The 15,236-nt window shown below is 41.4% G+C and carries 8 protein-coding genes; 5 read left to right on the forward strand and 3 right to left on the reverse strand.

Annotated elements, in window-relative coordinates; genetic code table 11:
* The first annotated feature begins 238 nt into the window (after nucleotides 1-238).
* From RMY16_RS11310 to RMY16_RS11325, 4 genes are all read left to right on the forward strand, one after another.
* Nucleotides 239-3,091, forward strand: coding sequence for a DUF3131 domain-containing protein (locus tag RMY16_RS11310; protein ID WP_322736437.1), 2,853 nt, complete (start codon nucleotides 239-241; stop codon nucleotides 3,089-3,091).
* A 509-nt stretch (nucleotides 3,092-3,600) separates the two neighbouring features.
* Complete coding sequence (locus RMY16_RS11315; protein WP_322736438.1) at nucleotides 3,601-5,568, forward strand: glycosyltransferase; 1,968 nt, start codon at nucleotides 3,601-3,603, stop codon at nucleotides 5,566-5,568.
* Between the two features lie 80 nt (nucleotides 5,569-5,648).
* Nucleotides 5,649-6,362 (forward strand): PIG-L deacetylase family protein, encoded by a 714-nt coding sequence (locus RMY16_RS11320; RefSeq protein WP_322736439.1) that lies wholly within the window; start codon nucleotides 5,649-5,651, stop codon nucleotides 6,360-6,362.
* A gap of 89 nt (nucleotides 6,363-6,451) precedes the next feature.
* Nucleotides 6,452-6,778, forward strand: coding sequence for an STAS domain-containing protein (locus RMY16_RS11325; RefSeq protein ID WP_322736440.1), 327 nt, complete (start codon nucleotides 6,452-6,454; stop codon nucleotides 6,776-6,778).
* Between the two features lie 42 nt (nucleotides 6,779-6,820).
* Here RMY16_RS11325 and RMY16_RS11330 read toward each other — a convergent pair whose 3' ends face one another.
* Entirely contained in the window at nucleotides 6,821-8,008 is a 1,188-nt protein-coding gene (locus RMY16_RS11330; protein WP_322736441.1) for a PP2C family protein-serine/threonine phosphatase, read from the reverse strand.
* Nucleotides 8,009-8,156: 148 nt separating this feature from the next.
* Here RMY16_RS11330 and RMY16_RS11335 point away from each other — a divergent pair, with 148 nt between their 5' ends.
* On the forward strand, nucleotides 8,157-8,573 hold the full coding sequence (locus RMY16_RS11335) for an anti-sigma regulatory factor (RefSeq protein ID WP_322736442.1): 417 nt from the start codon (nucleotides 8,157-8,159) through the stop codon (nucleotides 8,571-8,573).
* A gap of 25 nt (nucleotides 8,574-8,598) precedes the next feature.
* Here RMY16_RS11335 and RMY16_RS11340 read toward each other — a convergent pair whose 3' ends face one another.
* Nucleotides 8,599-13,302 carry a response regulator gene (locus tag RMY16_RS11340; protein WP_322736443.1) on the reverse strand — a complete coding sequence of 1,568 codons (4,704 nt, stop codon included), beginning with the start codon at nucleotides 13,300-13,302 and terminating at the stop codon, nucleotides 8,599-8,601.
* A 284-nt stretch (nucleotides 13,303-13,586) separates the two neighbouring features.
* A complete protein-coding gene (locus RMY16_RS11345; protein WP_322736444.1) occupies nucleotides 13,587-14,897 on the reverse strand; it encodes a hypothetical protein in 1,311 nt (436 codons plus the stop codon).
* Between the last annotated feature and the right edge of the window lie 339 nt (nucleotides 14,898-15,236).

Consider the following 15,236-nt stretch of genomic DNA (forward strand, 5'->3'; position numbering starts at 1 on the left):
CAGGACTAGCCGACAGATTAGCAGAGGTGGCATCTCTGCGGTGGCTGGTCGAAGCTCCAAGCTTCGTCCGATGCTGTCTTTTTTCCTACACCCTATACCCCACATCCCACACCCAACTTCATGACCGCTAATGACTAAAGCGATCGCCAAGTCTATTTTTTATACCTGATAAAACTTGATTTATCAGGTATAACTGTACAGACGGGCGATGACGCTCTTTGAACTCCTTCTTTGAATTATGATATACAAACTCCCTCAACAAAGGCTGTTGAGATGGATTGCATTGTTCTTAATTGGAACATTTTTGCAATTTTTGTTTTACATCCCGACACCAGTCTTATCTCAAAATTCCAATAGCTGTAGCAATATTACAACCCCGCTTACATCTGAAGAACAAACTTATGCTCGTGCATCTTGGCAGTATTTTGTCAAAAATTATCAGCCAGCAACGGGATTTACCAATTCTACTGGGGGTTATCCTTCAGGTACACTCTGGGATATGGGTAACTACCTGATGGCATTGAATGCTGCACGATGGTTGAATCTTACCGATCAAGCAGACTTTGATTCCCGCCTCAATAAGTTTTTGACGACTCTTAGCAGTCTGAAGTTATTTGAAGATGCCTTGCCCAATAAAGTCTATAATGCAGCCACAGGACAGATGGTTGATTATGGCAACAATCCACTAGAGCGAGGTATTGGTTGGTCTGCTTTGGATGTTGGGCGAATACTGGCTGCGTTTGATGTCATCCGTACCTGTCATCCTCAATATAATGACTGGCTCAAAGGAATTGTAGCGAAGTGGCAGGTGGCGCGATCGCTCAAAGATGGACAACTTTTTGGCGCTACTGTTCTCTCTGACAACAAAACCTTACTAGTGCAAGAAGGACGACTCGGTTACGAAGAATACGGCGCTAGAGGTTATCAACTTTGGGGTTTCTCAGCACCCAAAGCTATTGCTTTAGAACCGTTTAAGTTAGTTGAAATTAACGGTGTGCAAATCCCTGTTGATAGCCGTGACTTTCAAAACACCAACGCTAATAATTACGTTGTGAGTGAGTCGTATATCCTTGATGGGATTGAATTTGGCTTGCAAGGTGAATTAGCTGAATTTGCTGCCAGGGTTTTAGATGTACAAAAACGGCGTTTTGATACCACAGGTCAATTAACTGCGGTAACAGAAGATAATATCGACCAAGCACCTTATTTTCTCTACAACACCGTTTACGCCAACGGTACAAACTGGGCAACTATTACCGATGCCAATCAACCTTATCCACAGTTTCGCAGCCTCAGTACAAAAGCTGCTTTTGGCTGGCGCTATCTGTTTCCAGAGAATGCTTATGCGCAAAAAGTTTTTGATGCAGTCAAGGATCTTCGCAGTCCTGAAGATAGCGGTTACTATGCTGGGATCTATGAAGAATCAAAACAACCCAACAAAGCTTTGACAGGTAATACTAATGGGTTAATTTTGGAGATTTTATACTACAAAGCTAAGGGAAATCACCCGTTAATTGCTTCCACTTCTGCGAGTGTGTCTAGTAGCAAGCCTAGTGAAAATGCTTCTTCAGCAACACCCTCAAATCAACCTAATACTACAGGCAATCCGAGTGAAAATGCCTCTGGTGCAACACCTGCAAATCAACCGAATTCTACTGTTACGACTCCAACTGCAACCCCTGCGGATACTTCTAAACCTACAGAAGTAGCTGTTGCACCTATTCCACCAGTGGATAGTCCCCAGCCATCATCTAAACTGAAACTAGATCGATCGCTAACGCCTATTGAACGGCGCTATGCAGATGCGGCTTGGCGATACTTTCAAGCGAATTATCACGCCAAGAGTGGGCTGATAGACGATCGCAGTGATTTTAAAGGTGCAACCCTCTGGGGATTGGGAGATTATCTCGCAGCACTCCATGCGGCGCGATCGCTCGATACAATTACTCCCAAAGAATTTGACCAGCGCACCCGGCATCTCTTAGCAGCCTTGACAAAGTTACCGTTATTTGCTGGAGAATTGCCGAGTCGGAGTTATGATACCAGAACTCTCCAACCAGTCGATTATGGTGGTAATCCAGTTCCCGAAGGAAATGGTTGGTCAGCTTTAGATTTGGGTAGAATGCTGGCAGCGCTTTACAACTTAAAAAGCTGTCATCCAGAATACACGGCTGCTGTAGATAAAATTGTCCTGGATTGGTCATACTTGCGTGTGGTGCGCGAAGGTATTCTTTCTAGTGCCAACGTTACCAAAGAGCAAGATGGGCGATATCTCACCCGCGTTAACCCCGAAACCCGCTTGGGTTATGAGGAATATGCCGCTCGTGCTTTTCAATTATGGGGGTTTAATCTTGATCGTTCTGCTGTTGGGGGTGAATATCGAACTGCCTCAGTGGAGGGATTGAAAGTTCCAATTCAACGCCATCGCACAGATACTAATTCCAAAAACCAATACACAGTTAGCAATCCTTTTGTACTCTATGGATTGGAGTTTGGATTAGATCCAAAAATGCGATCGCTCTTTGAACCAATTTTCCAAGCACAAGCTGAACGTTACCGTCGCATCGGCACCCTCACAGCCTCAGCCACCACCTTAATTGATCGTAAACCTTACACTGTCCACAGTACAATTACTGGACAAGGGGAGTCTTGGGTAGCTTTAGGAGATGATGGTCAACCAGTACCAAAGGGGCGATTGGTAAGTACAGCAGTAGCTTTTGCCTATAATGCCCTGCTTCCAGACAATAAGTATAGTCAACAGTTACAGGAAGGAACGACTGACTTATATAATCCACTAATTGGATTTTATGAGGGCTTCTATGAAACCACTGGCAAAACAGCAGTTGGTTTCACCAGCAGCACCAACAGTATGATTTTGCAATCCTTGCTATACAATGTGACAAATCGACAACCCTTAATTCGTCCGATTACCACTATGAAATCTCTTTGGTGGCAGACAGTTACCAAGGGAAATTCTGGGCGAGGTCTACCAAACAGCGCCACACAACAAACCAAGTTAACTTCTGATAGTTCTGGAAGTTACTGGGTTTCAAGTGGTCAAAATACTCACCTAGTAACTGGCACAAAATAACATAACCGGAACCCTGATTTTCAGATAGGGGCAATTCATAAAACATTGGTGTCAACTTAAGCTCAAACGCTTATCTCACAAGCGTTTTACCCCCTTATAAAGGCTACGGTGTACACACAAGTCGAATTACCCCCCTCAATCCCCCCGATGTATTGGGGGGAAGCCGAAAATCGAGTTCCCTCCCCAATACATACGGGGAGGGTTAGGGTAGGGTAACGCAGATCGTGATGGGAAGCCAGAGAACTGAATATCACGTTTTGACAAGGGTTTTACGTTAAGTTGACACCAATGTTCATAAAATTGCCCATACAGTGTGTAGTTTTGCATAAGTCCTAGTAATACCAAAATCCTTGTAGAGACATAGCACTGCTACGTCTTTACATCCAGATTCATAACTCAAATCAGCAACACCAATTTTGGTTTGGTTGAGCAAAAGTTGTTAATCGCAAATTTAACTAGGGAATACTTATTTTGATGAGGATGCAGATACATTAACTATTGGTACAAAGATGACTTCAGTTTCTCTAACAAACTTTCCTGGTAACAGCCGCTCATTACTCAAAAAAAGAACGCTGTTATTTCGTTATTTAGCAGAAATCAATTTAATTTTTGGTATTTGGTATTTGCAATGGCGCATCACCCATTCGATCAATTTTGATGCCCTCTGGATTTCTATTCCTTTGCTGATAGCAGAGATTTACAGCTATTTCGGTGGCGTAATGTTTGTAATTGGGTTATGGCGACCTTTAGTTAGACAAGTTAAATCTCTCGACCAGATGACCCCACCCATACCCAGAGCCGACTGGCCAACAGTGGATGTGTTTATAACCTGCTATAATGAGCCGCCGGAAATTGTCGAAGAAACTGCCAAAGCTGCTCTGGCAATGGATTATCCGCCAATCAAGTTACGCGTTTATGTGCTAGATGATGGGAACTCGGCTGATATGCGAGCGATGACAGAGAGATTGTGTATTGAAGATTTGCAGTCAGCACAATTACAGCTAGAAGCGGAACGGATTGATGCAGAACATTCTGGTTTGTTGGAACGCTTGAAGCAGCTGGAAAATCTGACATCTAATACTCAAGCTGCCGAACAATGGCTGCAAACATCAGAATCAGTGGTGAACCAGCCTGCGGCTGGATTTGTACAAAGTTTGCGATCGCTGATTCTTTGGCTACCTCCGACTCATCAAAATATTCGCGATCGCTTAATTACCGAAGGGAAAGCCTTAGAAGAAGCGATTCGTAAAAAAGAACTAGAACTAGTTGAACTCGCTCGTTTTCGCTACATTGCTCGTCCCAAAACGCCTGGCGTCGCACATCATGCGAAAGCAGGCAATATCAATTACGCAATTTTTTCTGGAGAAACGGCAGGAAATTTTATTGTTACTCTAGATGCTGACCACATTCCCAAGCGAAATTTTATCAAGCGAGTTCTGCCTTATTTCTATACCTATAATCTTTCAACAGGAAAATACGACCAGAATCAAATTGCTTTTGTACAGACCCGCCAGGATTTTTACAATATTCCTCCAGGCGATCCTTTTGGACATCGAGCAAATTTATTTTACGGGCCACTTCAACAAGGTAAAGATGGCATGAACGCTGCGTTTTATACTGGCACAAATGCGATCCTCAGACGTGAAGCATTAGTTAGTGTAGGACTGCAAAATTTTGCTGATGAATTTGCCAAAGATAAAAAACGTTTAGATGAATTTGATTTAGTTGGTGGGGTATCCAGTAATAGCATTACGGAAGATATGAATACAGCCATGCGTCTGCATAGTGCTGGCTGGAAATCTATTTATCACAATGAACTTTTGGCAGAAGGTTTAGCCCCAGACGATCTCAGTTCTACTCTTAAGCAGCGGCTACGCTGGGCACAAGGGACTATTCAAGTGCTAGTGAGGGAAAATCCATTGACAAAATCAGGGCTAACCTTTTGGCAAAGGTTGCAGTATTTTAAGACAATGTATAGTTATTTTTCTGGTTTTGCAACTCTGGTTTTTATTTCTTGTCCAATTATCTATTTTTTTACGGATATTGTTCCAGTTAGAAGCTACGGCCCTGACTTTGCTGTACACTTTTTCCCAGCTTTTATTATTAACCGTCTAACTTTCCTTGCAGCTACTTGGGGCATTCCAGCTAGAGAAGTTTGGCGCTCCGAACAATATGCGATCGCTTTATTTCCTTTATTAATCCAAGCTGTATGGAGTGTGTTTACAGGACAAAAACTCAATTTTCAAGTCACACCTAAACAACGACAATCTGGGATTTATCTCCGGCTTGTTTGGCCACAGTTGCTTGTTTTTATCCTTACCATCTTGGGGATGTTATGGAGCCTTTATCAATTCGCAATTGGTCATTTAAATAATCCTGAAGTTCACCTGCTTAATGGTGCATGGGCTATCTATAATTTATTACTTTTGTGGGCTATTATCGGTGCATCTGTTTGGCAGCCTCCAAAAGAGGTTTAAGAGGTAAATAGGAGGAGTGAGCAGAGGCAACAAGGAGAATAACTACTAACTTATAAATCCAGTCTAGAAAGAAAACAGCTATGAACACTTATTCAGACTCAAAAAACTTTGGTCAGCGAACTGTCTTAACAATTTATGCTCATGCTGATGATGAAGTTCTACCTGCTGCTGGTACTCTCAGTCTGATGTCCAAGGCTGGATGGAATGTTCGTTGCTTAATTTTGACTGATGGCGGTCTTTCGAGTTCGCCTGTTAAGGGTACACGTCATCAAGAAGCAGATGCGGCTGGTAAAATCATCGGTGCAACTTACGAGTTTCATGCTCTTGAGGAGTGTAATTTCTCAACACAAGCAGTGATTAAAGTTACTGAAGAAGCTCTTGGGCGTTGGCAACCGGATCTGATTATTACTCACGCACCACAACCTGAAAAATATGGACATAGAGATCATGAAGTGTGTGCGATCGCAGTTTCTAATGTTGCTACCCGCAAAAATATACCCTTGTGGTATTCAGCACCACCTGTTTTTTTGCGGGGTTTTGAACCCAACTTTTTTGTGGATATTACGTCTGTAATTGAAGAAAAAGTTGCAGCTATAGGTTGTTATGAATCGGAGTTAAATAAAGCATTTATGCAACTTGATGCCATACTTGTTCTGTCTCGCTTTTGGGCACGAGAGTTAGGTCAAAAAGATGGTTATTTTGAAGCTTTTGAAATTTCTCGGCAGTGGGTTGATGCAAGCTTTTTTACGGCGATCGCAAATAATACTAATCAGCAAATAGTAAAACAAAGCTAATTGCAGACTTTATCTATTGCGGTTTGCATTAAGTCAATGCCAAAATATAACCACATAGTTTTCAAGCCAAATAATCGGAAAATAAAACCATGCATTTGAATGTAAAAGTACTAGAATTATCTGGAATTTTAGATGGCATTAGAGGTAATCAGCTACGTCGTGAAGTTAGCGATATTCTGGCAGATGGAGCCGATATTTTGTTGCTCGATATGAAAGAAGTAAAGTTTATTGATAGCTCTGGCTTAGGTGCTTTAGTATCAGCAATGCAAATGGCACGAACTTCTAATGCTAAACTCTTTGTTTGTTCTATAAGCGATCAAGTCAGGATGTTATTTGAACTGACTAAAATGGATAGAATTTTTCAAAGCTTTGCCGATCAAGATGAATTTAATCGTCAAGTATTGGCAATACAATAAGCTATTAAACAATCCAAAATTAAAGATGCATTTTTGACTCTTCTAACCAAAGTTAACTTTGACTAAAGATAAGTCATCATCAAGATTATCTTGAGTATTTAAGGTAAGAATCTTCGCTAATAGTTGATTGAGGTTACAGGTATTCTGATTATATTTGGTTAGTAAGTCAATGAAAGCATCAATCCCCCAAATTTTACCATTTGACTGATTAATTTCATAAGCACCATCACTAAAGATGTATAAAGTGCTGTTTTCTTCGACCTCAAAAACAGCATCCTCAAATTGAACTTCAGGCAAAAAGCCAATTGGTAAATCTAAAGAATTTAGCTGTTTAATTTCGATGCTGTTTATGGAGGTATTAGATAATAGTAAAGCGGGTGGATGTCCCGCGTTGGCATAAATGAGTTGACGTTTAAGGCGGTGATAAACTCCATACCAGATTGTAAAGTATTTATCACCGTGCTTACTCATTTGAAAGGCATGATTGAGTGCTATTAGGACTTCACTTGGTTGACAAAAATTAGTGTTTGGTAGAGATTGCGATCGCAAAACATTTTGTACGGATACCGATAGGAGGGCTGAACCCACCCCATGACCAGATACATCTAACAAATAAATTGCCAAATGATCCTCGTCAATCCAATAATGGTCGAAGCAATCACCCCCTAGCTGCGCTGAGGGAATAAACAGATTTTCTGTAGTTACTGCTCCTACAAGCGGTGAGGGTAAAAGCGATCGCACATAATCAGCAGCCTCAGCTAATTCTGCTTCCAAAATTTGCTTTTGAGTTTGCAAATCCTGATTTAGTGTCTCCAAAGCTTGCTTTTGACTTTGTAAATCCTGATTTAGCTGGTGTAACCTTAGCCCTGCTCTTACTCGTGCTTTCAATTCATTCATCTCTATTGGTTTGGAGATAAACTCATCCGCTCCAGCATCAAGTCCCTTAACTCTATCTTCCTCCTCTCCTCGAGCTGCTCCCCTAGCCGTCAATAAAATAAAAAAAGTAGTTGCTAATTCTGGATCTGTTTTAATTCGGCGACACACTTCTAGCCCATCTACCTGGGACATCATCCAGTCACAGATAATCAAAGCCGGATGTAGTAGTTGTGCTTGTCTAATTCCTTCTTCGCCATTGCTTGCTACAGTAGTCTCATAACCCTGCTTTTGGAGTGTACTTTTTAGTACAGCTCGTACTGTTGGGTCATCATCAATAACCAGAATTTTAAACATAAATACAATTTATTAAGTAAAATGTTCGGTAAATAGTTGCTTTAATTTAAGTTATATGCAATTTAGTTTTTAATGTATAGTAAAAATACTCAAATTAAATAAAGAATTAACGAATATGATAATTTAAAAATATTTTCTTATTTAAAAAGTGAATCATAAAATTTATCTCAAAGTCAATACAGACCTGACAGCTTCACCTCAAGTTTTGTCTTGGTTCGAGCAGATGAATCAACCACCTATTCCCCATCAAGAAATTTGGTGGCAGTGTCAAACACTTTTGATAGAAGGCTTTACTAACATTGTTGAACACGCCCACAAAAATTTGCCTATTGAAACTCCTATTGAGATAGAAGCTGTGCGGTTAGATGAATATATAGAAATTCGCATCTGGTCTCAAGGACAGCCTTTTGACTTAGAGCATAAATTACGGCAAACATCTGAATTTGAGAATAACGATCGAGAACGCGGACGTGGTTTAAAAATCATGTCCACCATTGCTGACAAGTTAAGTTATGAGGCGACAGCAGATAATCGTTACTGTTTATTTATGATTAAATATTATTAATTATTTCAATGATAAAAGTGGGAAATTAAGAGTTAGGAGTTTGCATTAAAAACTCTTGGATGCGTTTAACAAAGTCTTCTAACTCCAAGATTAAGTTACTAGTACCTCGACGCTCTTGGTTGTAAGCTAATTGTTCCAGTTTTTCTGCTACCAGATGCATGGTTGTAATTCCCATATTGGCACTAGAACCTTTAATCTGATGACCTTGGAGTACTATTTGCTCAAAGTCATGATCTGCGATCGCTATTTTAATTAACTCTAGACGAGGTTGAATATCCTCAACAAATATTTGCAGTAGTTCCAATTCAAATTCTGGGTTATTTTCTGAGAGTTGGTGCAAGCGTTCCCAATCAATTGGGAGGTTAACTGAACCTACATCTGTTGTACAAACTGTTTGCTCTGTGGCAGGTGTTTCTTTTGCTTCTAATATCACATTTCCCCAACGCTCTAGCGTCGCCGCCAAATTTTCTTTGATTACTGGCTTGCTCAAATAGTCATCCATTCCAGCATCTAGACACATTTGTTGGTCTTCTCTCATCGCATTAGCTGTCATTGCAATTACCACCGGACGATAACCACTGGCAAAGTAGTTTTCTTGCCAACGATGAATTTCTTTTGTGGTTTCTAAACCATCGAGAACTGGCATTTGGCAATCCATCAGAATTAAATCGTAGGGAATTTTTTCTAATAGCTGCAAAACTTCTTGCCCATTCCCAGCAACATCAGCACTATAACCCAGGCTTTTGAGTTGCTTCAAAGCGACTTTCTGATTCACCAAATTATCTTCGGCTAAGAGAATTCTTAATTTGTGGGAGTTAGGAAGTGGAAGCTGCGAACTAGAATAATAGTTGCGGTTGTTTTCAGAATTTTTCAGTTTTAAATCCTGACTTCTAACTTCTAACTCCTGAATTTTGACTTCAGACTCCTCTTCCATCTGTGTTCCTAAAATAGTCATGATGGTATCGAGGAGCCGCGATGGCTTAACAGGTTTGACTAAATAAGCTGCAAATCCTATTTTTAGCGATCGCTGGATTTCATCGCGTTGATCGGTAGAGGTAAGCATAATCAAAGGTAGCCCCGCGATTGCTGAATTTGCTTTAATTTGTTCTCCTAAAGTCATGCCATCTACTTCTGGCATGTGCATATCAATTACAGCTATGTCATAGAAATTTTTTTGCTTGGCAGCCTCCTGAATAGCTTTGAGAGCAGTAGTAGCCGAAGCAGCCTGATCCACCAGCATCCCCCAACGGGTAGCTTGATGGTAGATAATTTTGCGATTTGTAGCATTATCATCCACCACTAACAAGCGCCGATTGAGCAAAAGTTCGCGTTCGCCTTCTAAGGAAATAGAGTCAATTTGTTTGGCGAGAGTTACTTCAAACCAAAACTTAGATCCTTTTCCCAACCGACTTTCTACACCCATTTCTCCTCCCATCAAGCTTACCAGTTGCTTGCAGATGGCTAATCCCAAACCTGTCCCCCCATATTTACGGGTGGTGGAAGCATCTACTTGGGTAAATGGCTTAAAGAGTTTGGATTGATCTTCTGGGGTAATGCCAAGACCGGTATCTACGATCGCAAAATAGATGGTGGCTGTAGTCAGAGAAAGCGATCGCAATTCTGCTCGTAATACTACCTCTCCCTTGCTGGTGAACTTGATCGCATTGCTAATCAGGTTCATAAGAATTTGTCGCAGACGGCCAGCATCGCCTTGGAGCTGGGTAGGGACGTTGCTATAGATTAATCCTGCAATTTCTAATCCCTTATGATGAGCTGAGGGAGCCAATAATTCCAACACCTCTTCTACACAGGTAGATAAGTTAAAGTCTAAAGTTTCTAGTGCCATTTCCCCAGCCTCTAGTTTGGACAGATCCAAAATTTCGTTGATCAGGCTTAACAGAGCATCGCCACTAATGCGAATTGTCTCCATAAAATCCCGTTGCTCGGAATTTAGAGGAGTTTCTAACATTAAGCCTGTCATGCCCAATACAGCATTCATTGGAGTCCGAATTTCATGGCTCATGTTGGCCAAAAAGGCACTTTTGGTTTGAGAAGCTAATTCAGCTTGGTGACGAGCAATTTCGAGTTCTCGTCGTTGTTGAGTTTCTGCATCTAACATTTGGGCTTGGGCTAAGGCAATACCTACTTGGTCAGCTATTTGCCGTAAAAGATGAGTTTCAAAGCTAGACCATTGGCGAGAGCCGCCGCACTGATGGACAATCAGTAAACCGCAGAGTTCTTCTTTGACGAGAATGGGTATGACTAAATTACACTGGACTCCAAATTGTTGCAGTAATTCGAGATGGTTTTTTTGGACTTCAGCTATATCCAAGTCTGCAAGCCCCAGATTCGGTTTTTGACGGTACTGTTGTAGATAGTACTGCTGGATATATTCGGCTTGAAAGTAAGCATTGACTAGCTCTTTCTCTTTAATTGCTAGCCAGCCAGAAATTACTGCCTCAACCACGGTAGCTCCAGAGCCATCTGCCTTTGGCTGATAAATCAAAACTCGGTCACTATGGAGAATTTTTTGAACCTCGGTGACAGTGATTTGGAGAATTTCTTTGATTTGCAAAGACTGACGAATTTTGAGGGTGATTTCAGTAAATAGTTGCGATCGCAAGTTTTGGCGTTGGAGTTGTTCTTCTGCCTGCTTGCGCTCAATAAACTGCCCTACTTGCTCACCAATCAAATTCATGACTTTTGCCAAATCTGGGTCAGCTTGCTGGATTTCATGACTAAAGCAGGTAATGACACCGATGATTTTTTTACCACTACAGATCGGAAAACCAAAAGCTCCGTGCAGTTCTGCTTCGGCAGCGATTTGAGAGCGAGTGAAACTCCGATCTTTAACGACATCAGCGATCCAAACAGGTTCAAGACTAGCCCAGACACGGCCAGGCAGCCCTATTCCTAGTGCAAATGTGGTCTGCCGACTGAGGATGTCAAATTCTTGCATCTCAAAGGAGATTTTGTACCATGTATTTAGCAAGGACAGTAGATTTGCTCGTTGATCTAGCATCCAAAATTCACTAAAATCCCATCCCAAACTTTCGCAGATTCCTTGCAATATTTGGGGCATGGCTTCATTGATTGTGGTTGACTCTGCTAAAATCCGGGTTGTAACATACTCTGCTTTTAGATGCTGTTCAGTTCGTTGACGTAAGCGAAGTTCTTCGTAGACATCGCTGATGTCAATACCTGTGGCAACGATGTATTCAACGTTGCCCTCATAGTCTTGCAAGGTAGTGTTAGTCCAGGCAATCAGCCGCCGACTGCCATCCTTAGTTACCCAATAGTTTTCGTATTCTTTGGGCGCTTCACCAGATCGCAACTGCTCAAAAACTGCTTTAACTGGCTCGATTTCTTCAGGAAGTAGAAACAGATTCCAGAAATGCCTTCCTTTCACCTCATCAAATGAATAACCAGTAATTTGTTCACAAGCTTGATTGAAGCGAACAATTTGCCCTTTATGGTCAAGAACTATTACCAAAGCGCTGGTTGTATCAAGGACTGCTGAGATAAAGTTGCGTTCTTGATTCAGTGTTTCCTCTGTTAATTTACGTTCCTTTCCCTCACGATAAATAAAGTAGTAGACCATAGCCAGAATCAGAAAACTTAGGCAAATAGCGATCGCAATTGTCAAAATCGCGTTTTTAGCACTGGTTTTTGCAGCTTGTGACTGCTGTTGAAGCAACCTTTTATCCTCATTCTTTATCTCATTGATGATCTTGCGGATATCATCCATGAGATGTTTTCCTTGATTTGTCTGGATTACCTGCAACGCCGCCTCGAATCCCTGGTTTTGACGCAGGTATATAGTTTGCTTAAGTATGGCAAGTTTTGCAGCTATCAGCGGTTCAAGGGTTGCGAGCTGCTTTTGTTGATTAGGTTGATCTGCGATTAAATTCTTCAGTTTTATAATTTTTTGATCGATGTTTTCAACTACTGCTTGATAAGGTTCTAGATAACTTTCTTGTCCAGTGAGGATGTAACCGCGTTGTCCAGTCTCAGCATCTTTCATCTCGGACAGTAATTCTTCTAGTTGATTGATTTTCTCTTGGGTTCTTTGTACCTGATTATTTGTATCAATCAATATGCGTGTATTTTGATAAGAAATAACGCCAATCAAAACTAAAATTGCCGATGCTAACCCAAACCCTCCGGCTATTCTTTGAAAAAATTGTTTGCGCGTTTTCTGTGCCTGTTTACGTGTATCATTTGCCAATACCAAACTTGCCAAACTGCGCCGCATTTCTAGTTGCTTGATTACGTGGCGACCGAGAATCCGTAATGCTTCAACTTGTTCTGGAGAGAGGTTTCTTGGTACACGGTCAATTACACAAAGTGTTCCTAGTGCATATCCTTCAGGGTTAGTCAGCGGTACACCAGCATAAAACCGAATATTTGGGTCAGAAGTGACTAACGGGTTTGTCGCAAACCTTTCGTCAACTGTTGCATTAGGTACAACAAAAACTTCAGGTTGCAGAATAGCATGGGCGCAGAATGCCAAATCGCGGGGTGTTTGTAGGGCATCCAGACCAACTTTTGACTTGAACCACTGACGATTAGTATCAATTAAGCTGATTAAGGCAATGGGAGTTCCACAAATATATGAGGCTAAACGGGTAAGATCATCAAATGCTGCTTCCGGACGAGTATCGAGTATTTTATACTCCAAAAGAGATTCGATTCGCTGTGTTTCGTTATTAGGTAATGGTGCTTTCATTCTTCAGGGTTATACCATTTTGGATTTAAAAAAAGAATTTAAAATTCAGAATTCAGGAGTCAGAATTCAGAAGACAATTGATACAGCGGTTCTCAGTTGAGTGAGGTACAAGAACCCCACCCCCAACCCCCTCCCCGCAAGCGAGGAGGGGAATATGATGTACCTCATGTGATTAGTAAACGCTATAGTCAAAGTTTATAATTTGAAGAAAATAAAAAAATCAAAAATATATAGCAGGCTTGATTGTAGATTCATTTTGAATTCTGCATCCTGCCCCCTGCCTCCTAAAATTTGACCCGCAACTGTCCTGTGAAGGAATTACCACCGTAGGCGCTTCCCCCGGTTTCTTGATTGCGGACATTACTAAAGCTATAGCCCAAGTCTGCTTCTATACTGGGCGAGAGTTTTACAGTACAGCGCGTTTGATAGGTATTGGCGTTGTCAAATTCTCCTTTAAGCCGCTGCCGGCCTAAATTGGCAGCGAGGCGACAGCGTAAGAAATTAGCAATATTTCCCTCCCAAGCTACCTCACCGTTATAAACTAGAAAATCTGGTGGAGAAAAATAGCCGCTTGTGCGTTCTAAATCGCGATCGTAACTCCAAGTGAATAAGTTAGCTGCCAAAGAAAATTGTCCGAACTTGCGCTCTAACCTACTAAAAGACTGCACCTCGGAATTACCATCGTTGTAACTACCCAAACGCAATGATGAAAATAAGCTGGTGTCACGATCAATCTGCCAGTATAAATCAGGCCCAAATCGCCAAGCAGTAATTTGATTGTCTAAAGTTCGAGCATTGGATTTATAAGGCCCTTGTTCTAAATTACCTGATATTATTACTGCCGATAGCAATCGACCTGATGACGAAACTCGTGGCGGCGAAATGGGAGCATCCACCTTAACATTGAGATTGATAGCTGTGGGTAGACGATTGAACACATCGACTCCGGCTGCTGTTTGTAGAGTCACTTGTCCAATTTTTCCTTGCCATCCAACTTGCAAGGGAAAATTGGTAATTGATTCAACACCGCGTTGCTCAAAGAAGTTAAAACCTGTCTTGAAAAATATTTTATTGCCATTTCTCAATCGAAACTGAACTGTTGGCTCAAGGAAAAAATTAGTTTGACCAAAGTTGTCTGTGTCATAGCGATAGTCCGTATGAATACTTTCCAGAACTGCATCCGGCGTTTTTGCTTCGGTGGGTGTTTTTGGTGGGTTAGAATTCTGCTGCGGTGGTTCGGGTAGCGATGGTGGGCTAGAATTCTGCTGTGGTGGTTTGGGTAGCGATGGTGGTAATCGCAAATCAGGATTGAAGTTTTCGGGCGCCGCCAGCAAAATAGGTTTTGGCTTTAATCGATAGGGGATTGGTTTTGAGTATTGTGCTGACTCAGGATTTACTTTGGTAACTTGCTCAGTCAATCCTAAAGGTGATTTCCAGGTCTGATGTGCTTGGGCTGCTTGTAATTTAGCTTCTGATAATATCCAAATACCTACGCTACAGATTACTCCCAATTGAATCTGTAGGCATCCCAAAAAAAATACAGCATACAAACTATATTGAGAAACAAAGAGATAAGGTCTAAAACTATTTGCCATCGGTCGATACTACATTTATAAATGAAAAACTTGCTGCCAAATAGTTTTCTGGCTGCTAGCTGATGTATTCGAACTGGGATTATGATGCCCATAATCGATGCTTGTTAAGACATAGGAAAGGCAAAAGGTGTAAAGACGTTAATTTGGCGGGATATAGAAGTTCCCAAGTGCATAAAGTACATATCAAAACCTCACCCCAAACCCCTCTCCTTGGTGAAAAGAGGGGTTGGAGGTGAGGTTAAGCTGTAGCTGATTCTGATTAGGGAACGCTAGACATCTTGCAAAATTTACTTTTGCAAGATATTGGGGAAAGGTTAAAGGTAAAGGGAAAATTCCATC

The sequence above is a fragment of the Nostoc sp. DedQUE12b genome (assembly GCF_034530835.1).
In the GTDB taxonomy this organism is placed as follows: domain Bacteria; phylum Cyanobacteriota; class Cyanobacteriia; order Cyanobacteriales; family Nostocaceae; genus Nostoc.